The 26,126-nt window shown below is 71.9% G+C and carries 28 protein-coding genes and 1 tRNA gene; 16 read left to right on the forward strand and 13 right to left on the reverse strand.

Features of this window, described 5'->3' with window-relative positions:
* On the forward strand, positions 1–1,466 hold a 1,466-nt coding region (locus tag AOK00_RS31800; RefSeq protein ID WP_159041890.1), incomplete at its 5' end, for an ATP-binding domain-containing protein.
* Between the two features lie 124 nt (positions 1,467–1,590).
* Here the strand turns inward: AOK00_RS31800 and AOK00_RS31805 are convergent.
* Positions 1,591–2,271, reverse strand: a complete 681-nt coding sequence (locus AOK00_RS31805) for a hypothetical protein (RefSeq protein ID WP_055603647.1) — start codon at positions 2,269–2,271, stop codon at positions 1,591–1,593.
* 47 nt (positions 2,272–2,318) lie between these two features.
* Here AOK00_RS31805 and AOK00_RS31810 point away from each other — a divergent pair, with 47 nt between their 5' ends.
* Positions 2,319–2,507: a DUF5703 family protein gene (locus tag AOK00_RS31810; protein ID WP_015032473.1), complete on the forward strand. Its 189-nt coding sequence runs from the start codon at positions 2,319–2,321 to the stop codon at positions 2,505–2,507.
* Between the two features lie 108 nt (positions 2,508–2,615).
* Here the strand turns inward: AOK00_RS31810 and AOK00_RS31815 are convergent, their stop codons facing one another.
* The 3 genes from AOK00_RS31815 to AOK00_RS31825 all read right to left on the reverse strand — a co-directional run bounded on the left by AOK00_RS31815 (position 2,616) and on the right by AOK00_RS31825 (position 5,325).
* Positions 2,616–3,452: a chaplin gene (locus tag AOK00_RS31815; protein ID WP_055603648.1), complete on the reverse strand. Its 837-nt coding sequence runs from the start codon at positions 3,450–3,452 to the stop codon at positions 2,616–2,618.
* A 140-nt stretch (positions 3,453–3,592) separates the two neighbouring features.
* Positions 3,593–3,826, reverse strand: a complete 234-nt coding sequence (chpH, locus tag AOK00_RS31820) for a chaplin ChpH (RefSeq protein ID WP_030315925.1) — start codon at positions 3,824–3,826, stop codon at positions 3,593–3,595.
* A gap of 164 nt (positions 3,827–3,990) precedes the next feature.
* Positions 3,991–5,325 (reverse strand): M20/M25/M40 family metallo-hydrolase, encoded by a 1,335-nt coding sequence (locus AOK00_RS31825; protein WP_030315923.1) that lies wholly within the window; start codon positions 5,323–5,325, stop codon positions 3,991–3,993.
* A gap of 207 nt (positions 5,326–5,532) precedes the next feature.
* On the opposite strand from AOK00_RS31825, the gene AOK00_RS31830 reads away from it, so the two are divergent.
* Both AOK00_RS31830 and AOK00_RS31835 read left to right on the forward strand, forming a co-directional pair.
* A tRNA-Leu gene (locus tag AOK00_RS31830) sits at positions 5,533–5,620 on the forward strand.
* Between the two features lie 75 nt (positions 5,621–5,695).
* Positions 5,696–6,622, forward strand: a complete 927-nt coding sequence (locus AOK00_RS31835) for a pseudouridine synthase (RefSeq protein ID WP_055603649.1) — start codon at positions 5,696–5,698, stop codon at positions 6,620–6,622.
* On the opposite strand, the gene AOK00_RS31840 is transcribed toward AOK00_RS31835, so the two are convergent.
* The 4 genes from AOK00_RS31840 to AOK00_RS31855 form a co-directional block, all read right to left on the reverse strand.
* Entirely contained in the window at positions 6,606–7,235 is a 630-nt protein-coding gene (locus AOK00_RS31840; protein ID WP_055603650.1) for an MBL fold metallo-hydrolase, read from the reverse strand. The genes AOK00_RS31835 and AOK00_RS31840 overlap by 17 nt on opposite strands.
* The gene (locus AOK00_RS31845) at positions 7,235–8,320 is read right to left on the reverse strand and encodes an S-(hydroxymethyl)mycothiol dehydrogenase (protein ID WP_055603651.1); all 1,086 of its coding nucleotides are present in this window, start codon (positions 8,318–8,320) and stop codon (positions 7,235–7,237) included. The genes AOK00_RS31840 and AOK00_RS31845 overlap by 1 nt, the downstream gene beginning before the upstream one ends.
* A 121-nt stretch (positions 8,321–8,441) precedes the next feature.
* On the reverse strand, positions 8,442–9,899 hold the full coding sequence (locus AOK00_RS31850) for an amino acid permease (protein WP_055603652.1): 1,458 nt from the start codon (positions 9,897–9,899) through the stop codon (positions 8,442–8,444).
* A gap of 175 nt (positions 9,900–10,074) precedes the next feature.
* Entirely contained in the window at positions 10,075–10,776 is a 702-nt protein-coding gene (locus tag AOK00_RS31855; protein WP_055603653.1) for a FadR/GntR family transcriptional regulator, read from the reverse strand.
* Between the two features lie 147 nt (positions 10,777–10,923).
* Between AOK00_RS31855 and AOK00_RS31860 the strand changes: the two genes are divergently transcribed.
* The 3 genes from AOK00_RS31860 to AOK00_RS31870 are packed head-to-tail and all read left to right on the forward strand — an operon-like array spanning position 10,924 to position 13,378.
* A complete protein-coding gene (locus AOK00_RS31860; protein WP_055603654.1) occupies positions 10,924–11,451 on the forward strand; it encodes a gluconokinase in 528 nt (175 codons plus the stop codon).
* Between the two features lie 42 nt (positions 11,452–11,493).
* Entirely contained in the window at positions 11,494–12,891 is a 1,398-nt protein-coding gene (locus tag AOK00_RS31865; protein ID WP_055603655.1) for a GntT/GntP/DsdX family permease, read from the forward strand.
* 55 nt (positions 12,892–12,946) lie between these two features.
* Complete coding sequence (locus AOK00_RS31870) at positions 12,947–13,378, forward strand: ASCH domain-containing protein (RefSeq protein WP_055603668.1); 432 nt, start codon at positions 12,947–12,949, stop codon at positions 13,376–13,378.
* Between the two features lie 48 nt (positions 13,379–13,426).
* Here AOK00_RS31870 and AOK00_RS31875 read toward each other — a convergent pair whose 3' ends face one another.
* The gene (locus AOK00_RS31875) at positions 13,427–15,082 is read right to left on the reverse strand and encodes an FAD-binding dehydrogenase (RefSeq protein ID WP_055603669.1); all 1,656 of its coding nucleotides are present in this window, start codon (positions 15,080–15,082) and stop codon (positions 13,427–13,429) included.
* A 104-nt stretch (positions 15,083–15,186) separates the two neighbouring features.
* On the opposite strand from AOK00_RS31875, the gene AOK00_RS31880 reads away from it, so the two are divergent.
* From AOK00_RS31880 to AOK00_RS31900, 5 genes are read left to right on the forward strand one after another with little or no spacing between them, the layout of a single operon-like run.
* Positions 15,187–15,840: a TetR/AcrR family transcriptional regulator gene (locus tag AOK00_RS31880; RefSeq protein WP_055603656.1), complete on the forward strand. Its 654-nt coding sequence runs from the start codon at positions 15,187–15,189 to the stop codon at positions 15,838–15,840.
* Positions 15,837–16,601 (forward strand): glucose 1-dehydrogenase, encoded by a 765-nt coding sequence (locus tag AOK00_RS31885; RefSeq protein WP_055603657.1) that lies wholly within the window; start codon positions 15,837–15,839, stop codon positions 16,599–16,601. Before AOK00_RS31880 ends, AOK00_RS31885 begins: the two co-directional genes overlap by 4 nt.
* A 33-nt stretch (positions 16,602–16,634) precedes the next feature.
* Positions 16,635–17,168: an NUDIX hydrolase gene (locus AOK00_RS31890; protein WP_055603658.1), complete on the forward strand. Its 534-nt coding sequence runs from the start codon at positions 16,635–16,637 to the stop codon at positions 17,166–17,168.
* A 24-nt stretch (positions 17,169–17,192) separates the two neighbouring features.
* The gene (locus AOK00_RS31895) at positions 17,193–17,588 is read left to right on the forward strand and encodes a YidH family protein (RefSeq protein WP_055603659.1); all 396 of its coding nucleotides are present in this window, start codon (positions 17,193–17,195) and stop codon (positions 17,586–17,588) included.
* Complete coding sequence (locus AOK00_RS31900) at positions 17,585–17,911, forward strand: DUF202 domain-containing protein (RefSeq protein ID WP_055603660.1); 327 nt, start codon at positions 17,585–17,587, stop codon at positions 17,909–17,911. Before AOK00_RS31895 ends, AOK00_RS31900 begins: the two co-directional genes overlap by 4 nt.
* A gap of 115 nt (positions 17,912–18,026) precedes the next feature.
* Here the strand turns inward: AOK00_RS31900 and AOK00_RS31905 are convergent, their stop codons facing one another.
* Positions 18,027–18,956, reverse strand: coding sequence for an NADP-dependent oxidoreductase (locus tag AOK00_RS31905; RefSeq protein ID WP_055603661.1), 930 nt, complete (start codon positions 18,954–18,956; stop codon positions 18,027–18,029).
* A gap of 95 nt (positions 18,957–19,051) precedes the next feature.
* Between AOK00_RS31905 and AOK00_RS31910 the strand changes: the two genes are divergently transcribed.
* Positions 19,052–19,981, forward strand: coding sequence for an MBL fold metallo-hydrolase (locus AOK00_RS31910; RefSeq protein ID WP_055603662.1), 930 nt, complete (start codon positions 19,052–19,054; stop codon positions 19,979–19,981).
* A 110-nt stretch (positions 19,982–20,091) separates the two neighbouring features.
* On the opposite strand, the gene AOK00_RS31915 is transcribed toward AOK00_RS31910, so the two are convergent.
* Positions 20,092–21,504, reverse strand: a complete 1,413-nt coding sequence (locus tag AOK00_RS31915; RefSeq protein ID WP_055603663.1) for an enolase C-terminal domain-like protein — start codon at positions 21,502–21,504, stop codon at positions 20,092–20,094.
* Between the two features lie 132 nt (positions 21,505–21,636).
* On the opposite strand from AOK00_RS31915, the gene AOK00_RS31920 reads away from it, so the two are divergent.
* Positions 21,637–22,659: a phosphotransferase gene (locus tag AOK00_RS31920; RefSeq protein WP_055603664.1), complete on the forward strand. Its 1,023-nt coding sequence runs from the start codon at positions 21,637–21,639 to the stop codon at positions 22,657–22,659.
* A 6-nt stretch (positions 22,660–22,665) separates the two neighbouring features.
* Positions 22,666–23,880: an acyl-CoA dehydrogenase family protein gene (locus AOK00_RS31925; RefSeq protein WP_055603665.1), complete on the forward strand. Its 1,215-nt coding sequence runs from the start codon at positions 22,666–22,668 to the stop codon at positions 23,878–23,880.
* 104 nt (positions 23,881–23,984) lie between these two features.
* Here AOK00_RS31925 and AOK00_RS31930 read toward each other — a convergent pair whose 3' ends face one another.
* Entirely contained in the window at positions 23,985–24,578 is a 594-nt protein-coding gene (locus AOK00_RS31930; protein WP_055603666.1) for a TetR/AcrR family transcriptional regulator, read from the reverse strand.
* A gap of 108 nt (positions 24,579–24,686) precedes the next feature.
* Positions 24,687–25,463, reverse strand: a complete 777-nt coding sequence (locus AOK00_RS31935) for an SDR family oxidoreductase (RefSeq protein ID WP_055603667.1) — start codon at positions 25,461–25,463, stop codon at positions 24,687–24,689.
* 263 nt (positions 25,464–25,726) lie between these two features.
* Here AOK00_RS31935 and AOK00_RS31940 point away from each other — a divergent pair.
* Positions 25,727–26,126: exo-beta-N-acetylmuramidase NamZ domain-containing protein (locus tag AOK00_RS31940; RefSeq protein WP_159041891.1), on the forward strand; the 400-nt coding region annotated here is incomplete at its 3' end.

The following is a 26,126-nucleotide window of genomic DNA, read 5'->3' on the forward strand; positions in this document are numbered from 1 at the left end:
GCGCCGTGTGGCTCCTGGAGCGGGCCGCGCTCCAGGGACACACGGCGCTGGAGATCGACACCGTGCGCGCCGGACTCGCCGGGCACGCGGTACCCGATCCCGGGTCGGCCGTCGAGGAGGCGGTGTCCGCGGGCGCGGTCCTCGTCTTCCAGGAGGAGGAGACGGCCGAGGAGGAGCCCGAAGAGGACGAGGAGGCGCCGGAGGCCGCGGAGGCCGCCGCCGATGAGCCGGCCTCGCCGGTGCTGCTCGGGCTGGACCGGTACGCGCTCGCGGAGGAGAGCCTCGCGGACGGCCTCGCCCGGCTGGTCAAGACGGCGACGGCGGACATCTGGGAGGGCTCCGAGCTCGAACGGGCCGCCGGGGCGCACGCCCTCGTCCTGCACACGGGCGGCGAGGCCTCCCGCGCCGAGCCGGTCGCCCTCGCCGTAGCCGCCCGCGAGCGCGGGCTGCGCACCCTGGTCGCCGTCCACGCGGACGGTGGGCGGCGCGCGCTCGGCCCCACCGGGGCGGACGCGGTGACGGTCGCCGCGCTGCTCTCCGGAGCGGCCGGGCCCGGCCGGGACGAGGAGGGGGCCTTCGCCCTGGACCTCCTCGTGGTGCTCGACGCGCCGCAGCTGGACGTGGAGACCGCGGCGATGCTCGTGGAGTCGCTGCCCGACGGCTGCCGACTGGTGCTGAGCGGCGACCCGGCGGTGCTCGACGCGCCGGGTGCCGGCCAGGTCTTCGGCGACGTCCTCGCGGCCCGGGTGTGCCCGCGGATCGCCTCGCGCGTCCCCGACCCGGGCCCGCTCGGCGAGCTGGTCTCGGGCGTCGGCGCCGGCGAGCTGAACCAGGTCGAGGCCCCCGGCAAGGAGATCGTGATCGTCCCCGTGCGGGACGCGGGCGAGGCCGTGCACCGTACCGTCCAGCTGGTGGCCGACTCGGTGCCGCGGGCGATCGGGGTACCGGCCGAGCAGACGCAGGTCGTCACGGTCGGCCACGGCGGCTCGGCCGGCACGCGCGCGTTGAACGCCGCGCTCAAGCAGCGGCTGAACCCGGGTCCCGGCCGGTTCGGCGGCTACGACCCCGGGGACCGGGTGGCCTACGCGCCCGTGCCGGGGCGGACGGTGCCGGGCACGGTCCTGTCGGCCGACGCCGAGGGGCTGCGGCTGCGGTGCGGCGACGAGGAGCTCCTCGTACCGAAGGAGCGCGTGGAGTCGGCGCTGCGGCACGGCTGGGCTCTCACCGCGCACCAGGCGGCCGGGCTGCGCTGGCCCGCGGTCGTCGTAGTGCTGCCGGGCGACGCCGCCGGGGGCCTGAGCAGGCCGTGGGTGTACACGGCGTTCGGCCGCGCGGAGCGGCATCTGTCCGTCGTGCACGGCGTGGACCAGGCGCTGCCCCGCGCGGTGGCCGAGGGCGTGGCCCCGGAGCGTACGACGCGACTGCGGCCGCTCCTGGAGGCGCTGCTCGCCGTGCCCGAGGAGTAGGAACCGAGGAGCAAGGCCCCGGGGAACAGGGGCCGGGGCACGGAACGGCGGAGGGCCGGGACACCGATCGTGGTGTCCCGGCCCTCCGCCGTCTCCCCGCGTCTCGCGCTCCCCCGGGTCGCCCTCAGGAGGCGGCGCCGTCGGCCCCGTCCTCGTCGCCGTCGTCATCGCCGTCCTCGTCCTCGTCCTCGTCCTCGTCGAAGACGGAGCTGACGTCGAAGCGGCAGACGATCCGCTCCGGATCGGCGTGCTCGAAGGGGGCGTTGAGCCACTCCCCCGGTTCCGGGAGCTCCTCGGCGGCGGTGACCCAGAGCGTGGAGTCGCCCTCCTCCAGGCCGAACTCCTTGTGCCGGGAGGCGATCTCGTCCGGTTCGTACTCGCCGAAGAGCACACCGAGCGCGGCGAGCGGCGAGACTCCGGCCCGGGCGCCGGGACCGGTGGCGTCCGCCTCGCCGTCGATCTCGGCGATACGGCGGGCCTGGGCGAGCAGACGCTTCGGTTCCGCCACGGCGTAGTCGCGGCGGATCAGCAGGCTGAGCGCATGCGGTTCGTCGGGTCCGGCGTACGGCGGCAGCGAACCGTCCGCTCCGGGGATCTCGAAGGGAGTGACCTCGTCGTAGCGGTCGTAGAGGAGTTCGTCGTACGCCTCGGCCGCCCCCGCGAGGGCGTTGAAGGCTTCGTAGACGGCCGGGTCGTCGTCACCCGTGCGGCGTTCGACCGCCGTGAGGTGACGGTCCAGTGCGGCTTTGACCGCCTCGGCGGCGGCACGTACCTCGGCAGCGGTGGGCTGCGCAGCATCAGACATGGGACGCACGCTATCCGTAGCCGGGCCGTGCCCGCACAATAGATGCGATGCCGGAATACGAATTTGTCGACGTGTACGTGCCGCGCGGTGTCTCCCGCAAGGAGGCGACGCGGCTGCTGACCGACCATGCCGAGTACGGACACTGGGAGTTGGACCGTCTGAGCCTGCACCGGGACGGGAGCCGCAGAGTGCGGCTGAAGCGGCGGATCATCCGCCAGGTACGAGCGACCTGGTAGGACGACGAGAAGGGGCCCCGCGGTCTGCGGGGCCCCTGTGCGTGGTGCGTCGTACGCCGCGCGGTGCGCCTGGATCGGCCCGCCGCGCGTCTCGATCGGCGCCGCGGGTCAGGCGGCGCTGCGGGACCGGCGGTAGATCAGCGAACCGGCGAGCAGCAGACCGGCCCCGGCGGGGACGATCACGCCGAGCGGACCGGAGCCGGTCTCGGCGAGCTCCTCGACGGCACGGGGCGGAGTGACGCTGTGCTCACCCGGGGTGTTCGGGCCACCCTCACTGCCCGGGTTGCCCGGGGTGCCGGGGTTGCCGGGCGTACCCGGAGTGCCGGGGGTCCCAGGAGTACCGGGGTTGCCGGGGTTACCAGGATTCCCAGGGTTGCCCGGGTTGCCAGGGTTTCCGGGGTTCCCCGGGTTGCCAGGGTTCCCGGGGTTCCCGGGGTTTCCCGGATTGCCGGGGTTTCCAGGGTTCCCCGGGTTCCCCGGGTTCCCCGGGTTCCCGGGGTGCGTCGGCTCGATGCCGTTGCCGCAGGTGTTGCCCGCGGCGGCGTTGCCCAGGCCGATGCCCGTGACGCTGTTGCCGCACACGTTGACCGGGACGTCGACGGGCACCTGGACGGTGTTGCCGGAGCCGACGCCCGGGGAGTCGCTGGTGTGCCCGCCGGCGGAGGAACCGCCGCCCGGCTTGCCGGGCTTACCCGGCTTGGAGGTGTTGGCGCACTTGTTGCCCATCGCCGGATTGAGCAGTCCGACGACGTTGACGGTGTTTCCGCAGGCGTTCACCGGCACGTGCACCGGGACCTGGACGGAATTTCCGGACGCGACGCCCGGGGAATTCATGGCCGCACCGTTCGCACCGGAATCGGCGTGCGCATAACCGCCGCCGACGGCGGCGAAAACGCCTCCGGCTGCCGCAACGGTGACAAGACCCTTGCGCGTGACCTGTCGCATAGCTTGTTCCCTGCCTGATCGGCTTCGAAAGAGTGCCACCGGGCGGAGGGCCCGGGGCGGAAATGGCCACCGGCCCCGGAGTGCATGGCACGCACTCCGGGGCCGGACCGGCTCACACCCTCACGGGGCGAGGCACAACGTCAGGCGTTGACGCAGGTGTTGCCGAAGGCGGGGTTCAGCAGCCCGATCACGGAGACCGTGTTGCCGCACACGTTCACGGGGACGTGAACCGGCACCTGGACGACGTTGCCCGAGAGGACACCGGGGGAACCGATGGCCGCACCCTGGGCACCCGAGTCGGCAACGGCCATGCCCGCGCCCGCGAGAACCAGACCGCCAGTGGCAGCCGCAGCAGCGACGACCTTCTTGATCATTATTCCTCCTAGTTGGAAATGCGGCCCCAGCCGCGGACCGCACCACCTGTAACGAGGGGGAATGGTGGGGGCTACGAGCCCCAGAGTTCATTCACTCTTTCCGGTCACATGCAAACGCGCGGACGAATTTCGACGCACGACGTGCACGGACGTCGCGATCGCCGTCAGCAGGCGTCGATGAAACGGTCCAGGACACGGGCGCCGAACTTCAGGCCGTCGACCGGCACCCGCTCGTCCACGCCGTGGAACATGCCGGCGAAGTCGAGCTCCGGCGGCAGCTGGAGCGGGGCGAAGCCGAAGCAGCGGATGCCGAGGTCGTCGAAGGACTTCGCGTCGGTGCCGCCGGACAGCATGTACGGCACGGCGCGGGCGATCGGGTCCTCGGCGCGCAGCGCCAGCTGCATGGCGTCGACCAGGGCGCCGTCGAAGCTGGTCTCCAGGGCCTTGTCTCCGTGGACGTCCTCGCGCTTCACGTTCGGGCCGAGGATCCGGTCGAGGTCGGCGAGGAACTCCTGCTCGTAGCCGGGCAGGAAGCGGCCGTCGACGTGCGCGGTGGCCTGGCCGGGGATCACGTTCACCTTGTAGCCGGCGCCGAGCATGGTCGGGGCGGCCGAGTTCCGCAGGGTGGCGCCGACCATCTTGGCGATGCCGCCGAGCTTGGCGAGGGTGCCGTCCATGTCCTCGGGGTCGAGCGGGGTGCCCAGCGCGTCGGAGAGCTCGTCCAGGAACGAGCGGACGGTCTTGGTGACCCGCACCGGCCACTGGTGGCGGCCGAGCCGGCCGACGGCCTCGCAGAGCTCGGTGATGGCGTTGTCGTCGTTGGTCATCGAGCCGTGGCCGGCCGTGCCCTCGACGGTCAGCCGCATCCAGTGCATGCCCTTCTGGGCGGTCTCGACCAGGTAGAGCCGCAGGTTCTCGTTCACGGTGAAGGAGAAGCCGCCGACCTCGCCGATGGCCTCGGTGACCCCGTCGAAGAGGTCCCGGTGCTTGTCGACCAGGTGCCGGGCGCCGTAGGTGCCGCCCGCCTCCTCGTCGGCGAGAAAGGCGAGGACGATGTCGCGCGGGGGCTTGCGGCCGCTGCGCAGCCGGTCCCGGACGACCGCGAGGGTCATGGCGTCCATGTCCTTCATGTCGACGGCGCCGCGGCCCCAGACGCAGCCGTCGGCGATCTCCCCGGAGAAGGGGTGGTGGGTCCAGTCCTCGGCGTTGGCCGGGACGACGTCGGTGTGGCCGTGGATGAGCAGGGCCGGCCGCGACGGGTCCTCGCCCTCGATGCGGGCGACGGTGGAGGCCCGCCCCTGGTGCGACTCGATGACCTTCGGCTCGAGACCGACCTCCGCGAGCTTCTCGGCGATGTACTCCGCCGCCGCCCGCTCACCCGGGCCGGAGTGGTCGCCGTAGTTGCTGGTGTCGATGCGGATGAGGTCGCGACAGAGGTCCACGACCTCGTTCTCGGCGGTCTCGGCGTTGCCGCTTCGGCCGGTGTTCGACTCGCTCACGCTGCTTCCTCCCACTACGTGCCCCACGTGGTTGCTTCGGTCCTCGCCCCATCCTCCCGTGTGCCCCCCTCCCCGCCCAAGGGCGGCCCTCGGCCGACACGCGGCTGTCACACGACGGGGGCGACCGGGGGTGGTGATCGGCCACCCCGAATGTTTGCTATGGTTTTCCTCGTCGGAAGGGCCCAGCGGCCGGAAGACAGACACCTTGTCCGGGTGGCGGAATGGCAGACGCGCTAGCTTGAGGTGCTAGTGCCCTTTATCGGGCGTGGGGGTTCAAGTCCCCCCTCGGACACCACACGAAGTCCCGGTCGATCTCATCGACCGGGACTTTCGGCATGAGTACGTGCATGTGCAGTCACGAGGCGGAGCCGTGAGACGGAGAGCGAAGGCGCCGGTCGCGCCGCTGCCGCAGCGGGACGGGATCGATCCCGTGCGGCTGCGGCTGCCGGAGGACCCGGACGGGGTCTGGACGACCGTACGGGAGCACCTGCTCGACCGGTACGGGGTGGCCGTCGGGGCCGGGCGGGTCGAGGAGATGCTCGGTGAGGGCCGGTTCGTCGGGGTCGACGGGCCGGTGGCCGGGGACGATCCGTACACCGTGGGCCGGTATCTCTGGTTCCACCGGGACTTTCCCGTGGAGGAGCCGGTGCCGTTCCCCATCGGGGTGGTCCACCGGGACGAGCGGATCGTCGTCGCGGACAAGCCGCACTTCCTCGCCACGATGCCCCGGGGGCGGCATGTCACGGAGACCGCGCTCGCGCGGCTGCGACGGGAGCTGGGGCTGCCGTCGCTGCAGCCCGCGCACCGGCTCGACCGGCTGACGGCGGGCCTGGTGCTCTGTGTCGTACGGCCGGAGGACCGGGGGGCGTACCAGACGCTGTTCAGGGACCGGCTGGTGCGCAAGGAGTACGAGGCGGTGGCACCGTACGACCCGGTGGTGGAGCTGCCGGTGACGGTGCGGAGCAGGATCGAGAAGGAGCGCGGGGTGATGGCCGCCCGGGAGGTGCCGGGCGAGCCGAACAGCGAGAGCCGGATCGCGCTCGTGGAGCGGCGGGGCGGGCTCGGACGCTACCGGCTGGCGCCGGAGACCGGGCGGACGCATCAGCTGCGGGTGCACATGCACGCGCTGGGGCTGCCGATCCTGCACGATCCGATCTATCCGGTGGTCCGTGAGGACGGGCCGGAGGACTTCCGGCGTCCGCTGCAACTGCTGGCGCGGACGCTGGAGTTCACCGACCCGTTCACGGGTGTGCCGAAGCGCTTCGAGAGCCGATTGGCTCTCAGTGGCCTCGATTGATCCATTCCTGGAGGTGCGGGGCCTCGGCGCCGACCGTGGTGCTGTCGCCGTGGCCGGTGCGTACCACCGTGTCCGGCGGGAGGGTGAGGAGCTTCTCGCGGATCGAGTCGACGATCGTCGGGAAGTCCGAGAAGGACCGGCCGGTGGCGCCGGGCCCGCCCTGGAAGAGGGTGTCGCCGGTGAAGACCGTGCCCAGGTCGGGGGCGTACAGGCAGATGCCGCCGGGGGCGTGGCCGGGGGTGTGCAGGACCGTGAGGTCGGTGCCGGCGATGGTGAGGACCTGACCGTCGGCGAGTTCGCCGTCGGGGCTGTGGCCGGGATGGGTCTGCTTCCACAACGGCTGGTCGGCGGGGTGGAGCAGGATGCGGGCGCCGGTGGCGGCCGCGAGCGCCGGGGCCGCGTCGATGTGGTCGTTGTGGGCGTGGGTGCAGACGATGGCGCGCAGGGCGCGGCCGTCGAGGGCGGCGAGGATGGCCTCGGCGTCGTGGGCGGCGTCGATGACGATCGCCTCGCTGTCGTCTCCGACGATCCAGACGTTGTTGTCGACGTCCCAGGTGCCGCCGTCGAGGCTGAAGGTGCCGGAGGTGACGAGGTGGTCGATGCGGGCGGCCATCAGAACACCACCACCGAGCGCAGGACGTCGCCCTCGTGCATGCGGCCGAAGGCCTTCTCGACGTCGCCGAGGCCGATGGTCTCGGTGACGAAGGCGGCGAGGTCGATGCGGCCCTGCTGGTGCAGGTCGACGAGCATCGGGAAGTCGCGGGAGGGCAGGCAGTCGCCGTACCAGGAGGACTTGAGCGCGCCGCCGCGGCCGAAGACGTCGAGGAGCGGGAGTTCGAGCTTCATCTCGGGGGTGGGGACGCCGACGAGGACGACGGTGCCGGCGAGGTCGCGGGCGTAGAAGGCCTGCTGGTACGTCTCGGGGCGGCCGACGGCCTCGATGACGACGTCGGCGCCGAAGCCGCCGGTGAGCTCGCGGACGGCTTCGACGGGGTCGGTGGAGCGGGAGTTGACGGTGTGGGTCGCGCCCATCGTCCTCGCCGTCTCCAGCTTCCGGTCGTCGATGTCGACGGCGATGATCTTCGCGGCTCCGGCGAGGCGGGAGCCGACGATCGCCGCGTCGCCGACGCCGCCGCAGCCGATGACGGCGACGGTGTCGCCGCGGCCGACGTTTCCGGTGTTGATGGCGGCCCCGATGCCGGCCATCACGCCGCAGCCGAGGAGGCCCGCGACCTCGGGGGCGACGGCGGGGTCGACCTTGGTGCACTGGCCGGAGGCGACGAGGGTCTTCTCGGCGAAGGCTCCGATGCCGAGGGCCGGGGACAGTTCCGTGCCGTCGAGCAGGGTCATCCTCTGCTTGGCGTTGTGGGTGTCGAAGCAGTACCAGGGGCGGCCGCGCAGACAGGCGCGGCACTGGCCGCACACCGCGCGCCAGTTGAGGATCACGAAGTCGCCTGGCTCGACGTCGGTGACGCCCTCGCCGACGGACTCGACGATTCCGGCGGCCTCGTGGCCGAGCAGGAAGGGGAACTCGTCGTTGATCGCGCCCTGCTTGTAGTGGAGATCGGTGTGGCAGACGCCACAGGCCTGGATCTTCACGACGGCCTCACCGGGGCCCGGGTCGGGGATCACGATCGTCTCGACCCGTACCGGTTCGTTCCTGCCGGGGGCGATGACCCCCTGGACGTGCTGCGGCATCGCGAACTTCCCTTCCTCCGACCGGATCTTGTAAGGCTCTTGCGTACCACTATCTCCTGACAAAAGGCGAGACCCCCGCAGGCCGTGCCTGCGGGGGTCCCGCCGTTCCCGTGGGGGGAGGTCAGTCGCGGGTCGCTGCGGCGGTCGTACGGACCCGCTTGCGGACGAGGAACCAGCCGCCGACGAGGGCCGCCGCGATGAGCGGCAGGCAGTTGACGGTGGTGCGGCTGATGCCGCCGTCCATCCACATGAGGACGAGGACGGAGCCGAGGAAGACGATGGTCACGATCTGGGTGTACGGGGCCCAGGGCAGGTTGTAGCCGGGGCGGGTCAGCTTGCCCTCCTGGGCGCTGCGCCAGAACAGGAGCGAGCAGACCATGATCATGGCCCAGGTGCCGATGATGCCGATGGAGGCGAAGTTGAGGACCAGTTCGAAGGCCTCGCCGGGCATCACGTAGTTGAGCGCGACACCCATGACGCCGAAGGCGGCGGTGAGCAGGATGCCGCCGTAGGGGACGCCGCCCTTGTTCATGACGCCGGTGAACTTCGGCGCGGAGCCGGAGAGCGACATGGAGCGCAGGATGCGGCCGGTGGAGTACAGGCCCGAGTTGAGGCTGGAGAGCGCGGCCGTGAGGACGACCAGGTTCATCACTCCGGCGGCGCCGGGGATGCCCAGCTTGTCGAAGACGGTGACGAAGGGGCTCTGGTCGCCGGAGTACGCGGTGTACGGGAGGATCAGCGCGAGCAGGACCACGGAGCCGACGTAGAAGAGGCCCACGCGCCACATGATCGAGTTGATCGCCTTCGGCATGATCTTCTCGGGGTTCTCGGTCTCGCCGGCGGCGACGCCGCACAGCTCGACGGAGGCGTAGGCGAAGACGACGCCCTGGATGAGCAGCAGCATCGGCATCATGCCGTTGGGGAAGATGCCGCCGTTGTCGGTGATGTTGGCGAGGCCGGGGGTGCTGCCGCCGACGTCGTGCGAGGTCACGACGAGGAAGATGCCGATCAGCATGAAGGCGACGAGGGCGCCGACCTTGATGATCGCGAACCAGAACTCCATCTCGCCGAAGTACTTCACGGAGATGAGGTTGGCGGCGAGGACGACCGCGAGGGCGATCAGCGCGAGGATCCACTGCGGGACGTCGCTGAACATCGACCAGAAGTGGGCGTAGGTCGCGGCCGCGGTGATGTCGGCCACGGCGGTGGTCGACCAGTTGAGGAAGTACAGCCAGCCGGCCGTGTAGGCGCCCTTCTCGCCCATGAACTCACGGGCGTAGGAGACGAAGGCGCCGGACGAGGGGCGGTAGAGCACGAGCTCGCCGAGGGCCCGCACGACGAAGAAGGCGAAGACGCCACAGACCGCGTACGCGATGAAGAGGGAGGGGCCCGCCTGGGACATCCGGCCACCGGCGCCCAGGAAGAGGCCGGTGCCGATCGCGCCGCCGATGGCGATCATGTTGATGTGGCGGGACTTGAGGTCCTTGCGGTATCCGGCGTCGCCGGCGTCGACGTGGGGGGCGGCCGGGTTCGCCGTGGCGGCGGACAGCGGGTCGGCCGCGGTGACGCGGTCACTCATGGAGTTGTTCGCCTTCGTGAGGGGGCTGTGCGGTACCCGGCCGTGCCTGGTGGGGGGTCACCCCGGCACGGCCAGCGCACATCCTCACGGCAAGGAGCCGTAAATGACTGTGGCGCATATCACTGAACGCCCGTATTTGAGCTAGTTCAGAGCTTGACGGCGCCTGTACGGGAACTTACGGAGCGAGGACGTCCAGTTCCTGGAGGGCGCCGACCGCGATCTGGCGGGTGAGCTCCTCGGCGCGGGCCGCGTCCCGTTCCCGTACGGCCTCGGCGACCTGGACGTGGAGGGTGACGGCGGCCGGGTCGGGGTCCTCGAACATCACGTGGTGGTGGGTGCGGCCGGTGAGGACCTCGGCGACGACGTCGCCGAGGCGGGCGAACATCTCGTTCCCGGAGGCGTTGAGCACGACGCGGTGGAAGGCGATGTCGTGGACGAGGTACTCCTCCAGGCGCCGGCCGCGGGAGGTGGCGACCATGCCGAGGGCGTGCTCGGTGAGTTCGCGGCACTGCTCGGGGGTGGCGTTCTCGGCGGCCAGGCCGGCGGCGACGGGCTCGACGGCCGAGCGGAGCACGGTGAGCGAGCGGAGCTGGCGGGGGCGGTCGGCGCCGGCCAGGCGCCAGCGGATGACCTGGGGGTCGTACACGTTCCAGCTCGCGGTGGGGAGGACGGTCACGCCGACGCGGCGGCGGGACTCGACGAGGTGCATGGACTCCAGGACGCGGACGACCTCCCGGACCACGGTCCTGGACACGTCGAAGCGCTGGGCGAGCTCGTCGGTGCGCAGCACGGTGCCGGGCGGGTACTCCCCCGCGGTGATCGCGAGACCCAGGGTGGCGAGGACGTGCGAGTGAAGCCCCTGGGCCGGTGTCGTCATGGTGGCAAGCCTATGCGCGCTCGTGCGGGTGATCACCTCGGGAATTAAAAGTACTACTTTTACGTCACAGGCTCTTGAATACGTCGTACCCAATGGGTTTCATGGGCGCGACGGATCGATGTCGAAGAAGACAGCGAGGCACCACCCATGAGCACCACCCCCCAGCCCAGGACGAGGGCAGTCGTCGTCGTGATGGGCGTCGCCGGCACCGGCAAGACCACGATCGGCCCGCTGGTCGCCGAAGCCCTCGGCCTCCCCTACGCCGAGGGCGACGACTTCCACCCGGCGGCGAACGTGGCCAAGATGTCGGCCGGCACCCCCCTGGACGACAGCGACCGCGAACCCTGGCTCGACGCCATCGGCGCCTGGGCGCACGACCGGGCCGGGCTCGGCGGTGTGGTGAGCAGCTCCGCGCTGAAGCGCAGCTACCGGGACCGGCTCCGCGCCGCGGCCCCCGGTGTGGTCTTCCTTCATCTGACCGGTGACCGGGAGCTGATCGAGCAGCGCATGAGGGCCCGCAAGGGCCACTTCATGCCGACGGCGCTCCTCGACTCCCAGTTCGCCACCCTGCAGCCGCTGCAGGAGGACGAGGCCGGCGTCGCCGTCGACGTCACCGGCACCCCCGAGGAGATCTCCGCCCGGGCCGCCGCCGCGCTGCGCGGCCTCGCCGGCTGATCCCCGTCCCCCGTTCCCCCCGCTCGTACGAAGGACACCACCGTGCCCAGTCTCAGCGTCGAGATCCTGGCAGCGGACGCCGCCGAACCGATCACCTCGGCAGGCAACGCCCAGCTCGGCATCGCCGTACTCGCCGGCATCGCCGTCATCGTCGTGCTCATCACCAAGTTCAAGCTGCACGCTTTCCTCGCGCTGACCATCGGGTCACTCGCCCTCGGCGCGTTCGCCGGTGCGCCGCTCGCGGACACCGTCAAGTCGTTCACCACCGGCCTCGGCAACACCGTCGCCGGCGTGGGCGTCCTGATCGCCCTCGGCGCGATCCTCGGCAAGCTGCTCGCCGACTCGGGCGGCGCCGACCAGATCGTCGACACCATCCTGGCGAAGGCGAGCGGCCGGGCGATGCCCTGGGCCATGGTCCTGATCGCCTCGGTGATCGGCCTGCCGCTCTTCTTCGAGGTCGGCATCGTGCTGCTGATCCCGGTGGTGCTGCTCGTCGCCAAGCGCGGCAACTACTCCCTGATGCGGATCGGCATCCCGGCCCTCGCCGGACTGTCCGTGATGCACGGCCTCATCCCGCCGCACCCCGGCCCGCTCGTCGCGATCGACGCGGTCGGCGCCAACCTGGGCGTGACCCTGGCCCTCGGTCTCGTCGTCGCGATACCGACCGTGATCATCGCCGGTCCGGTGTTCTCCCGGTACGCGGCGCGGTGGGTCGACATCCCGGCCCCCGAGAACATGATCCCGGTGCGTCCCTCCGAGGACCTGGAGAAGCGACCCGGCTTCGGCATCACCGTCGCGACCGTGATGCTGCCCGTCGTCCTCATGCTGGTGAAGGCGCTCGTCGACATCGTCGTGGACGACCCGGAGAACGGCGTCCAGAAGGTCACCGACGTCATCGGCTCGCCGCTGATCGCGCTGCTGGCTGCCGTCATCGTCGGCATGTTCACCCTGGGACGCGCGGCCGGCTTCACCAAGGAGCGGCTGTCCACGACCGTCGAGAAGTCCCTCGCCCCGATCGCGGGCGTCCTGCTGATCGTCGGCGCGGGCGGCGGCTTCAAGCAGACCCTGATCGACATCGGCGTCGGCCAGATGATCCTGGAGTTCTCCGAGAACTGGTCCATCCCGGCGCTGCTGCTCGCCTGGCTGATCGCCGTCGCGATCCGGCTGGCGACGGGCTCCGCGACGGTGGCGACGATCTCGGCGGCGGGCCTCGTGGCTCCGCTGGCGGAGGGCATGTCGACGAGCGAGACGGCGCTGCTCGTCCTGGCGATCGGCGCGGGTTCGCTCTTCTTCAGCCACGTCAACGACGCCGGGTTCTGGCTGGTGAAGGAGTACTTCGGGATGACCGTCGGCCAGACGGTCAAGACCTGGTCGGTGATGGAGACGATCATCTCGGTCGTGGGCATCGGGTTCGTGCTGCTGCTGTCGCTGGTGTTGTAGCCCGGCGCTGCCGGCACGGCGCCGAGGGCCGGTCATGGCTGACAGACTGTCGGCCATGACCGGCCCTCACGCGCTCAAGCCCTTCCTCCTCGCCTTCCCGGGACCCCTGCGGGACCGGCTCGTCGCGGCGGTCCTCTCCGGCGAGAAGGTCGCCACGACGGGGCTCCTCGTGGAGTACGAGGTCGAGAACGAGGAACTGCCGGAGGCGGGCGAGCGGTCGGCGCTCATCGACTCGGACGGTCGCGAGGTGGCGGTCGTGGAGATCACGGAGGTCGAGGTCCTGCCCCTGGGCAGGGCGGACCTGCGGCTCGCACTCGACGAGGGCGAGGGCTTCCTGTCGGTCGCGGACTGGCGCGAGGCGCACGAGCGCTTCTGGCACAGCGCGGAGATGCGGGAGGGGTTGGGGGACCCCGGATTCGTGGTGGACGACGCGACGATGGTGGTGGTGGAGCGGTTCAGGGTGGTGGAGTTGATTCAGCAGGGCTGAGCGGCGCGGACGGTGCGGAGGGCGACGAGGCCCCGGCAGGAGCCCCCGTCAGCTCACCGCCCTGGCCGCCGCCCTGCCCGCCGCGCGGCCCGAGAAGATGCAGCCGCCGAGGAAGGTGCCCTCCAGGGAGCGGTAGCCGTGGACTCCGCCGCCGCCGAAGCCGGCCGCCTCGCCCGCCGCGTACACGCCCTCCAGGGGTTCGCCGCTCTCCGTGAGGACGCGGGAGTCGAGGTCGGTCTCCAGGCCGCCGAGGGACTTGCGGGTCAGGATGTTGAGGCGGACGGCGATCAGCGGGCCCGCCTCGGGGTCGAGGATGCGGTGCGGGCCCGCCGTGCGGATCAGCTTGTCGCCCAGGTACCTGCGGGCGCCGCGGACAGCCGTGACCTGGAGGTCCTTGGTGAAGGGGTTGGCGATCTCGCGGTCGCGGGCGGTGATCTCCCGGTGGAGGGCCTCCTCGTCGATGAGGGGCTCGTCGGTGAGCGCGTTCATGCCCCGGACGAGGGCCGAGAGGTCGTTCTCGACGACGAAGTCGACGCCCTTGTCCATGAACGCCTGGACCGGGCCGGGGACGTCCGCGCGGGCGCGGCCGATGACGTCGCGGATCGACTTGCCGGTGAGGTCGGGGTTCTGTTCGGAGCCGGAGAGGGCGAACTCCTTGCCGATGATCCGCTTGTCGAGGACGAACCAGGTGTGGTCGTGGCCGGTCCGCATGATGTGTTCGAGGGTGCCGAGGGTGTCGAAGCCGGGGAAGAGCGGGACGGGGAGCCGCTTGCCGGTCGCGTCCAGCCACAGCGAGGACGGTCCGGGGAGGATGCGGATGCCGTGCCTGGCCCAGATGGGGTTCCAGTTCTCGATGCCCTCGGTGTAGTGCCACATCCGGTCGCGGTTGATGTGGTGGGCGCCGGCCTTCTCGGCGATGCCGAGCATCAGGCCGTCGACGTGGGCGGGGACGCCGGAGAGCAGCTTGGCGGGCGGGGTGCCCAGGCGCTCGGGCCACTGGGCGCGGACGAGCTCGTGGTTGCCGCCGATACCGCCGGAGGTGACGATCACCGCCTGGGCGCGCAGTTCGAAGGCGCCGGTGGCCGTACGGGTGCTCGCGGTGCCGCGCTCGGCGGTGGAGGGTTCCAGGATCTCGCCGGTGACGGTGTCGACGGCTCCGGCGGTGCGGCCGAGGGCGGTGACCCGGTGGCGGAAGCGGAGCTTGACGAGGCCGCGGGCGACGCCCTCGCGGACCTTCCGCTCGAAGGGGGCGACGAGGCCGGGGCCCGTACCCCAGGTGATGTGGAAGCGGGGGACGGAGTTGCCGTGGCCGTTGGCGTCGTAGCCGCCGCGCTCGGCCCAGCCGACGACGGGGAAGAACCGCACCCCGCGGGCGTGGAGCCAGGAACGCTTCTCGCCGGCGGCGAAGTCGACGTACGCGTCGGCCCACTTCCTCGGCCAGTGGTCCTCGGTCCGGTCGAAGCCGGCGGTTCCGTACCAGTCCTGGAGAGCCAGGGCGTGGCTGTCCTTGACGCGCATCCTGCGCTGCTCGGGCGAGTCGACGAGGAAGAGGCCACCGAAGGACCAGTGGGCCTGGCCGCCGAGGGACTGTTCGGGTTCCTGGTCGAGGAGGATCACGGTGCGGCCGGCGTCGACCAGCTCGGCGGTGGCGACGAGGCCGGCGAGGCCCGCCCCGATCACGATCACATCTGCGTCATAGGACATGGACCGCATCTTGGATACACGGATGTATCGAGTCAACCTTTTCGTCGTTCCACCGTGACTCACACCTCCCCCCGTTTTCTAATGCTGGGCATTAATATGAATGCATGGCAAGGACATCGGGGCCCGAGACCCGGGACAGACTGATCCGCGCGGCGGAGGAGCTCTTCGCCGCCCAAGGCGTCCACGGCGCGCAGCTGCGGGACATCGTGAGCCGCGCGGGACAGGCGAACCCCTCCGCCGTGCAGTACCACTTCGGCTCGCGCGCCGGGCTGCTCGACGCCGTGATGGCCGGCCGCCAGGCCCGTACGGAGGACGTGCTCGCCCCGCTGCTCGCGGCCGCCCCCGAGGAGACGCGCGCCCTGGTCGGCGCCCTCGTCACGGCCGAGGCCAGTGAGCTGCGCACCGACCGGGGCCGCCGCTGCCTGCGGATCTCCGCGCAGCTCAGCCACGAGAGCGGTGTGCGCACCCGGACCCCCCATCCCACGCTCGCCGGCACCGGCTACTGGCGTCTGATCGAGCGGATCGCGGACCGGCTCGCCGCCGACGGGCTGCCCGAGGCCCTGCTCCTGGAGCGCCTCGACCTGGCGCTGACCGTGGTGGGCGCGGCGATGGCGGACCGGGCCCGGCAGTACCTCGACGGCGCCGAACCCCTCACCGGTGAGGCGCTCTTCCTCGCCGACCTGGTCGAGACCACCACCGCCCTGCTGCGCGCCGCACAGCCGGAGCAGGCGCACCTCCCCCGAAAGGACCTTTCATGAACGACCTCACCGGCAGGACCGTCCTCATCACCGGCGGCGCCCGCGGCCTGGGCGCGGAGGCCGCCCGGCAGGCGGTCGCGGCCGGCGCGAACGTCGTCGTCACCGACGTGCTCGACGAGGAGGGCGGGGCGACCGCCGAGGCGCTCGGCGAGCGGGCGCGGTACTTCCACCACGACGTGACCTCCGAGGAGGAGTGGGCGGGGGCCGTCGCGTACGCCGTGGCGGAGTTCGGCGGGCTGCACGGCCTGGTGAACAACGCGGGCATCTCCACGGGCGCGTTCCTGGAGACCGAGTCCGTCGAGCACTTCCGCAAGGTCCTCGACGTCAACCTGACCGGTGTCTTCATCGGCATGAAGGCCGCGATACCGGCGATGAAGGCGGCCGGCGGCGGCTCCATCGTCAACATCTCCTCGGCGGCGGGCCTGATGGGCCTGGCGCTGACCGCCGGTTACGGCGCCTCCAAGTGGGGCGTGCGCGGGCTGACGAAGATCGGCGCGGTGGAGCTCGGCACGGCGGGGATCCGCGTCAACTCGGTCCACCCGGGCATGACGTACACCCCGATGACGGCCTCCGTGGGCATCGAGCGCGGCGAGGGCAAGTACCCGAACACGCCGATGGGCCGGGTCGGCGAGGCCGACGAGATCGCCGGCGCGGTCGTCTTCCTGCTGTCGGACGCCGCCTCGTACGTGACGGGCGCGGAGCTGGCGGTGGACGGCGGCTGGACCACCGGGCCGACGGTCAAGTACGTGATGGGGCAGTGACCCGCGGCCCCGGCCGTTTGCTTGGATGGCGGGATGAGCGCCGCTGAAGAGATTCTCGATGTCGTCGACGAGCACGACCGGGTGATCGGACAGGCCCCGCGCGGTGAGGTGTACGCGCGGGGCCTGATCCATCGCTGCGTCTTCATCCGGGTCCGGGACGCCGAGGGCCGGATCTTCGTGCACCGCAGGACGCCGACCAAGCTGGTCTTCCCCTCGATGTACGACATGTTCGTCGGCGGGGTCGTCGGTGCGGGCGAGTCCTACGACCAGGCCGCGCTGCGCGAGGCCGAGGAGGAGCTCGGGGTGCGGGGCCTGCCCCGGCCCGAGCCCGTCCTGACGTTCTTGTACGACTCCGCGGGCGGGGCCGGCGCATGGTGGTCGGCCGTCTACGAGGTGCGCTGCGAAATGCCGGTGAACCCGCAGGTGGAGGAGGTCGCCTGGCACTCCTTCATGACGGAGGAGGAACTGGCGGCGCGGCTCGGTGACTGGGCCTGGGTGCCGGACGGGCTCGCGGCGTACGAGCGGCTGCGGGAGCACGGGGGCGGCGAGGTGCGCCCGGCCGGCTGATCAGGCGAACGTTAGGGTGCGCGTGTGAGCGATTTCGTACAGAGCCTGCGGCTGTGGTTCGCACCGCAGCGGATCCGGGACGAGGGAGAGACCCCCGACTACCGGTTCTCCCTCGCCAACGAGCGGACCTTCCTGGCCTGGATCCGGACCGCGCTCGCCCTGGTCGGTGGCGGTTTCGCCGTCGACCAGTTCCTGCCGGACCTGCGCTGGGGCGTCCGGGTCGGGCTCGCGCTCGCGCTGCTCGCGGCCGGGGCCCTGTGCGCGCTGCGGGCGGTGAACCACTGGGTGCGCTGCGAGCGGGCCATGCGGCGCGGCGAGGATCTGCCGGTGTCCCGCTTCCCCGCGGTGCTGAGTCTGGTCGTGGCGGTGGTGGCGGTCGCGATGGTGGTGGTCGTGCTCTTCGGCTGGGCGGGGCGGTGACGGAGGCCGCCTCCGGGATCGACGCGCGTGATCCCGGGCTCCAGCCGGAGCGGACCCGGCTCGCGTGGCGGCGGACGACCCTGTCGTGCACCGTGGTCGCGGTGCTCGCCGTCAAGCTCGCCGTGAGCGACGAGATCACCGCCGTGGGGATCACCGGGCTCGCGCTGTCGGCGCTCGTGTGGATCGGCTTCCTGGCTGTCGCCCACCGCCGGATCCGCTCCCTGAGCCCGGCCAGGCCGCAGCCTCTCTCCCACCGGGGCGCGCTGCTCGCGGCCTGCTGCACGATCGCGCTCGCCGTCTTCGGGGCGGCGATGATCTGGTGAACCGCCGGCCCGAGCGCCGCCCGGGACCGGTTCGGGGACCGGTACGGGGACCGGTTCGGGGACCGGTACGGGGACCGGTTCAGGGACCGGTTCAGGGACCGGTTCAGGGACCGGTTCAGGGGACGGTGACGACGACCTTGCCGTTCAGGCCGCCCGCGGCGTTGGCGCGCTGTGCGTCCGCCGCCTGTTCCAGGGGGAACGTCCTGGCCACCCGTACGGAGAGCACTCCTTCGTCGACCAGGTCCGCGAGGGCCGCGAGGTCGACCGGATCGGGGCGGACCCAGAAGTAGCGGCCGCCGAGGGCGAGGACCTCGCCGTCGGCGATGGAGGCGAGCCGGCCGCCGGCCGCGAGAAGCCCGGCGGAGATCCGCAGGAACGGTCCGCCGATGGTGTCGAGGACGGCGTCGACGCCCTGCGGGGCGAGGGTGCGGACCTGGTCGGCGAAGGTCGCCTCGTCGTAGACGACCGGTTCGGCGCCGAGCTCCGCGACCCGTTCGAGGCCGGCCTCCCGCGCCGCGCCGATGACCCGACAGCCGAGGTGGCGGGCGATCTGCACGCCCATGGAGCCGACGCCGCCGGCCGCCGCGTGCACGAGGACGGTGTCGCCGGGTCCGACCGCGAGGGGCTGGTGGAGCGCCTGGTAGGCGGTGAGACCGACGAGCGGCAGGGCGGCGGACTCCTCGAAGCCGACCGAGCGCGGCTTGCGGGCGAGGGTACGGGCGGGGGCGGCGACGTACTCCGCGAACGTGCCCCGGGAGAGGAAGTCCTCGCGGACGTAGCCCATGACCTCGTCGCCCTCGGCGAACTCGGGGACGGAGACCCCGGGCCGCACGACGACGCCGGAGACGTCCCAGCCGGGAATCACGGGGAAGACCGCGTCCATCATCCCGTCGAGGTAGCCGGCCTGGCACTTCCAGTCGACCGGATTGACCGCGGCGGCCCGCACCCTGACCAGCACCGCGTCGGGGCCGATCTTGGGGTCGGGCAGCTCGCCGTACTCCAGGACCTCGGGGCCGCCGTACTGGCGGTAGCTGATCGCCTTCATAGTCCGACCCTCGATGCAGCGCTGTCGGCCCGCAAGCCGGGGAGACTCTTCCCTGTCCGATCGGGCTCTCACGCCTCTCAACCGGGGGAATCCCTGTGTCTGCCACCGACTCCTACGACGCCTACGCTCCCCACGTGGTCACGCTCGCGCCGAACGTCCACGCCTTCCTCCAGCCCGACGGCGGCTGGTGCCTGAACAACGCCGGCTTCCTCGGCGACGCGCGCGAGACGCTGCTCGTCGACACCGCCGCCACCGAACGCCGGGCGCGGCTGCTGCGGGAGGCGGTCCTCGCGGCGGGTCTCCCCCTGCCGGGGACGATCGTCTCCACCCACCACCACGGCGACCACACCTACGGCAACGGGGTGTTCCTGCCGGAGGCGCGGATCGTCGGCCACGAGAACTGCCGGAGCGAGCAGCTCGCGGCCGGGCACCAGCTCCATCTGCTGTGGCCGCAGACCGACTTCGGGAAGATCGACATCGTGGCCCCGTCCGTCACGTACCGCGAACGCATGACGCTGTACGTCGGCGGGATCGAGGTGCGGGTGCTCCACCCGGGGCCCGCGCACACCACGGGCGACTCGATCGTGCACCTCCCCGAGCAGGGCATCGTCTTCACCGGTGACCTGGTCTTCCACGGCGGGACGCCGTTCCTGCCGATGGGTTCGCTGGCCGGGTCGCTGCGGGCGCTCGACCTGCTGCGCTCGCTCGACGCGCCGACGGTGGTCCCGGGGCACGGCCGGGTGACCGACCCCTCGGCGTACGACGCGACCGAGCGGTATCTGCGCTGGGTGCGGGAGATCGCGGCGGAGGGGTACGCCAAGGGGGAGACGCCCCTGGAGACGGCGCGGCGGGCGGAGCTCGGCGAGTTCGCGGCGTGGCGGGAGAGCGAGCGCCTGGTCGCCAACCTGCACCGGGCCTACGCCGAGCTGGCCGGCCTGCCGGAGGCGTCGCCGCTCGACCCGGTGGCGGTCTTCGGCGACATGGCGGCGATGAACGGCGGGGTGCCGGTGGCCTGTCACGCGTAGCCCTTGGCGGGCGGCGGGGGGGGACGGGCAGGTCGGCGACCGGGTACGCGCGTGCCCAGGGCCGGGGGCACGCGCGCGTGGGCCGGCCTGGGGCACGCGCGTGTGGCGCGTCACCAGCGCGGGACCCCCGGGGTCCGCCACTCCGGGTCCGCCGCTCGCATCGCCGCCGCGTCGTCGCGGTTCCGCAGGGTGCCGTCGTCGTCGAGCCAGCGGCGGTGCAGGGCGGCGAGCGCGTCCCGGTCGAGGTCGACGCCGAGACCGGGCGCGTCGGAGACGGTGAGCCGCCCGTCCCGGAAGACGGGGCGGGTGGTGACGACGTCCTCGGTCTGCCACGGGTAGTGGGTGTCGCAGGCGTGGTGGAGTTCGGGGAGGGTGGCGGCGACCTGGGTCATGGCGGCGAGGCTGATGCCCAGGTGGGTGTTGGAGTGCATGGAGAGCCCGACGCCGTACGTCCGGCAGAGCGCGGCGAGTTCGCGGGTGCGCCCGAGGGCGCCCCAGTAGTGGTGGTCGCAGAGGACGATCCGTACCGCCCCCTTCGCGAAGGCCTCCGGGACCTCCTGGAAGGTGGTCACGCACATGTTGGTGGCGAGCGGGACCTCGGTGCCGGCGGAGATCTCGGCCATCGCGTCGGTGCCGCTCGCCGGGTCCTCCAAGTACTCCAGCGCGTCCTTGAGTTCGCGCGCGACGGAGAGGGAGGTCTCCACGGACCAGGCGCCGTTGGGGTCGAGGCGGAGCGGACGGCCAGGGAACTCCTCCGCGAGCGCGCGGATCGCGGCGATCTCCTGCTCCGGTGCGAACACCCCGCCCTTGAGCTTGAAGGACCGGAAGCCGTACGCGCGGTCGAAGCGGCGCGCCTGGGCGACGATGCCGGCGGGGTCGAGGGCCGCGCCCCAGTCGTCGACGGGGCCGCCGGCGGGATGGGTGGCCCAGCGGTAGAAGAGGTAGGCGCTGTACTCGACGGAGTCGCGGACCTTGCCGCCGAGGAGGGCGTGGACGGGCAGGCCGAGGGTCTTGCCCAGGGCGTCGAGGCACGCGGTCTCGAAGGCGGAGACGACGGAGAGGCGGAGTTTCTCGGCAGTACGGACACCGCGCAGACCGCCCGCGTCGACGCCTCCTCCGGGGGCGGCTCCGTCGTCGGCTCCGGCTCCGGCTCCGTTGTCGGCTCCGTGGCCCGAGCCGGAGCCAGAGCCCGAGCCGGAGCCGGAGCCGGAGCCAGAGCCCGAGCCGGAGCCCGAGCCGGGGCCCGAGCCGGGGCCCGGATCGGTGGCCTCCGCAATCGCGAAGAGAGCATTCACATCCGTGACCGACCGCCCCGGGAGCGCCTCGGCCAGCGGGCGGGCCAGGTCCAGATAGACGCCGTCGCCGTACGTCTCCCCCAGGCCGCTCACGCCACCCCGGGTGATCACCTCGACCACGAGGCGGGGCGTGTACGGCTGGTGAACCCCCTGGACGTTGAGGAGAGGCGGGTCGGAGATGAGGATCGGGGTCAACCGGACTTCGTCGACGATCAGCTTCGCATCCACATGTGAACCCTATTCATGGATGGGATCGGTGACCAGAGGGCGCAGGACTGTTTCACGACGCCCCTCTGGACGACATACCGACTGGTCGGTCATCATGAACGCCGACCGAAGCCGATCCGGAGGTACGCACGTATGAGTTCCGCCCCGCCGCCAGGCCTCGACCCCGAGCAGCTGCGCCGCTTCCTCGACCGCGAGCGCCCCGGCCTGGTGTCCGGCCCCCTCGAAGCCCGGCTGATCGAAGGCGGCCGGTCGAACCTGACGTACGTCGTGACCGACGGCACCGGTCGCTGGGTCGTCCGCCGGCCGCCGCTCGGCCACGTCCTCGCCACAGCCCACGACATGCGGCGCGAGCACCGGGTCATCAGCGCCCTGCACACCACGGACGTGCCCGTGCCGGAGACGCTGCTGCTCTGCGAGGACGACTCCGTGCTCGGGGCGCCGTTCTACGTCATGGAGTTCGTCGAGGGGACGCCGTACCGCTCGGCTGCGGAACTCGCCCCGCTCGGCCCCGAGCGCACCCGCGCCGCCGTCCTCGGCCTGGTCGACACCCTCGTCGATCTGCACGCCGTGGACCCGGCTGCCGTCGGGCTCGCCGACTTCGGGCGCCCCGAGGGCTTCCTCGACCGGCAGCTGCGCCGGTGGGGCAAGCAGCTCGACGCCTCGCGCGGCCGTGAACTTCCCGGGATCGAAGAGCTGCACGCCGCCCTCGGCCGCGCGCTGCCCGTCTCGCCCGCTCCCACCGTGATCCACGGCGACTACCGCCTCGACAACGTCCTCGTCGACGGGGACGACCGCATCCGGGCCGTCCTCGACTGGGAGATGTCGACCCTCGGCGACCCGCTGACCGACCTCGGCCTGCTCGTCATGTACAGCACGCCGCTCGACCTGCCCGACTCCCCCATCTCCACCACCGCCACGGCCCCCGGGCACCCGACCGCCGCCGAACTGGTCGAGCGCTACGCCGCCCGCTCGGGCCGCGACACCTCCGCCCTCGCCTGGTACACCGCCTTCGCCTGGTTCAAGCTCGCCGTGATCCTGGAGGGCATCCACTACCGCTGGACCCTCGGGCAGACCGTCGGCGCGGGCTTCGACCGCATCGGCGAACTCGTCCCCGTCTTCATCGAGCACGGCCTGACCACCCTTCAGGAGGGCTGAACCGCCATGGACTTCGCCTACGACGCGCGCACCGAGGAACTCCGCGAGAAGCTCCTCGCCTTCATGGACGAGCACGTGTACCCGGCCGAGCGGACGGCCGAGGAGCAGCGCGCCCTGCTCGCCTCGCCGTGGGACACCCCGCCGGTCGTCGAGGATCTGAAGGCCGAGGCCAAGCGGCAGGGCCTCTGGAACCTCTTCCTGCCGGACGCGGAGTACGGTGCCGGGCTGACGAACCTCCAGTACGCGCCGCTCGCCGAGATCACCGGCCGCAGCCCGCAGCTGGCCCCGACCGCCCTCAACTGCGCCGCCCCGGACACCGGGAACATGGAACTGCTCGCCCAGTTCGGCGACGAGGCGCAGAAGAAGCAGTGGCTGGAGCCGCTCCTCACGGGCGAGATCCGCTCGGCGTTCGCGATGACGGAGCCGGAGGTCGCCTCCTCCGACGCGACGAACATCGAGACCCGCATCCGGCGGGACGGCGACTGCTACGTCGTCGACGGCCGCAAGTGGTACATCTCCGGGGCCATGAACCCCGACTGCAAGATCTTCATCGTGATGGGCAAGACCGACCCCGACGGGGCCGACCCCCGCCGTCAGCAGTCGATGATCCTCGTGCCGCGCGACACCCCCGGCGTGGAGGTGCGGCGCGCGATGCAGGTCTACGGGTACGAGGACCACTACCACGGCGGCCACGCCGAGGTGATCTTCGACGACGTCCGCGTCCCCGCCTCGCACCTCATCGGCGAGGAGGGCGGCGGCTTCGCCATCGCGCAGGCGCGGCTCGGCCCCGGCCGCATCCACCACTGCATGCGGCTCATCGGCATGGCCGAGCGGGCCGTCGAGCTGATGTGCCGCCGGGCGGTCACCCGTACCGCCTTCGGCAAGACGCTGGCCCAGCAGGGCGTCGTGCAGAACTGGATCGCGGACGCCCGGGTGCAGATCGAGCAGCTGCGGCTCCTCGTCCTCAAGACGGCCTGGCTCATGGACACCGTCGGCAACCGGGGCGCGCACACCGAGATCCAGGCCATCAAGATCGCGACCCCGCGCGCGGTGGTCGACATCATCGACAAGGCCGTGCAGGCGCACGGGGCGGGCGGGGTCTCGCAGGACTTCCCGCTGGCCGAACTGTGGGCGGCGGCGCGGACGCTGAAGCTCGCGGACGGCCCGGACGAGGTGCACCAGCGGTCGCTGGCGCGCCGGGAGCTGAAGAAGTACCTGTAAAAGGCCTCAGAAGTACCCGCAGGCCTTCGCGGGCCCGCACAGGGGACGGAGACAGATCCGTGCCGGTCGCCGCGCCGCCCGGCACGGTTCCGGGTGTACGGGCCTCAGGGCCGCAGCGCCCGGAGCAGGAGGTCGGCGAGGTGGCCGGCGACCTGCTCGGGGGTGAGCGGGCCGTCCGGGCGGTACCAGGTGGAGAGGTGGTGCACCGAGCCGAAGTGGTAGTCGACGACCAGGTCGGCGGGGGTCGCCGAGGAGAACACCCCGGCGCGCTGCCCCTCCTCGATCAGGGCGCGGAACCGCTCGTGGTAGCGCCGCCGCTCCGACCTGACCTGCTTGTTCTTCTCCGGGCTGAGGTGGTGCATGGAGCGGAAGAAGATGGCGGCGTCGTCGAGGTTCTCGATGGTGGTGACGACGACGTCGGCGGCGGCGTCGCGCAGCCGGTCCTCGATGGGCGCGTCGGCGTCCGCGAAGGCGTCGAGGCGCTCCTGCTGGAGGCGCAGGACGCGGGAGTAGACCTCCTGGAGGAGGTCCTCCTTGGAGCCGAAGTAGTGGTAGAGCGCACCCTTGGTGACCCCGGCGGCCTCGACGATCTCCTGGACGGAGGTGCGGTCGTACCCCTGCTCCGCGAAGAGCCGGGTGGCGGCGGCGAGGAGCCTCTGGGGGACGGGTGTGCCGCTCCCGTCCGTCGTCCTGGCCATGCTCCGCCGCCTTCCTTGGTGGTCGTTCTCGGTGGTCGTTCTCGATGGTGTTTTTCGGTCAGGGGAACGCGTTCCCGCCGGTAGATCTTCGCATCCGATCGGGCCCGGCTAGCGCGTGCCCGTCTCCCAGGTCTGCTGGACGTGGTTCATGGTGCCGAGCCAGCGCTCCGGATCGGTGGCGCGGTTGCGGTAGTAACCGGCCACCTCGGGGTGCGGCAGGACGAGGAAGCGGTCGGCGGAGATCGCGTCGAGGAGGGCGTCGGCGACGTCCTCGGGCTCGATGGCGGTGGGGGCGAGGACGAGGTCGCCGGCCGTTCCGGCGGCCGTGAGCATGTCCGTACGGACGCCCTGCGGGCAGATGGCGTGGACGGCGAGGCCGCGGTGCCGGTAGGTGAGGGAGAGCCATTCGGCGAAGGCGTACGCACCGTGCTTGGAGACGCTGTACGGTGCCGCGCCGATCATGGTGAGCAGCCCGGCGGCGGAGACCGTGGAGACGAAGCGACCGCTGCCGCGCTCCAGCCAGTCGGGAAGCAGGGCGCGGGCCGCGCGGACGTGGGCCATGACGTTGACGTCCCAGGCGGCGGCCCAGACGTCCTCGTCGGCGAAGGCGTCGCCGGGCGAGGAGAGGCCGGCGTTGGCGCACCAGATGTCGACGGTGCCGCCGAGGGCCTCGCGGGCCTCGTCGACGACGGCGGAGGCGTCACCGGGGACGGCGAAGGCGCCGATCTCCTCGGCGACCGCCTTGGTGCGGACGGGGTCGAGGTCGTTGACGACGACCCGGGCCCCCTCGGCCGCGAACCGGCGCGCGAGGGCGGCACCGATGCCGCCGCCCGCTCCCGTGACGACGACTCCGGCGCCCTGGACCTGGTTCGTGCCCTCGCTCATGGACCCACCTCTCCGCTCGACGACCTGTGACGTCCGGTGACCTGACGCCGGGTGACCTGTGACGTCCGGTGACCTGACGTCCGATGACCTGTGACGACCGGTGACCTGTGACGACCGGTGATGACGCGGACAGACTAACCAGTCGGTATGGAAAGACGGAAGAGTGTCGACCGCACGCCTCGTTCCCGTGGGCGATCAGGACCGCTAGCGTGCGTGCCCATGTCACGCGCCCCGGCCGGGGACGGCGATCGAGGAGGTTTCGCATGGGCCTGTCGCGACGAAGTCTGCTGGCCGCCGGGGGCGCCCTCGGGGCGGTGGCGGCCGGCGCGCCCACCGCCTCGGCCGGCCCGCCCACCGCCGCCGGCACGCCCACCACGTCGCCGCAGGGGCGGCCGCACGGGCACGCGCGCGTACGGACCGGATTCGAGCGCCTCGCCGACGACGGGTACGCGCTGCTCGCCGGGGAGCGCGTCGGCATCGTCACCAACCCGACCGGCATCACCCGGGACGCCCGGCACATCGTCGACGTGACGCACGCCGACGAGCGGGTGGACCTGGTGGCCGTCTTCGGCCCGGAGCACGGCTTCCGGGGCACCGCCCAGGCGGGCGGTTCGGAGGGGCGGTACGACGACCCGGCGACCGGGCTGCCCGTCTACGACACGT

Origin of the sequence: Streptomyces aureus, assembly GCF_001418135.1 — a bacterium.
Lineage (GTDB): Bacteria > Actinomycetota > Actinomycetes > Streptomycetales > Streptomycetaceae > Streptomyces > Streptomyces aureus_A.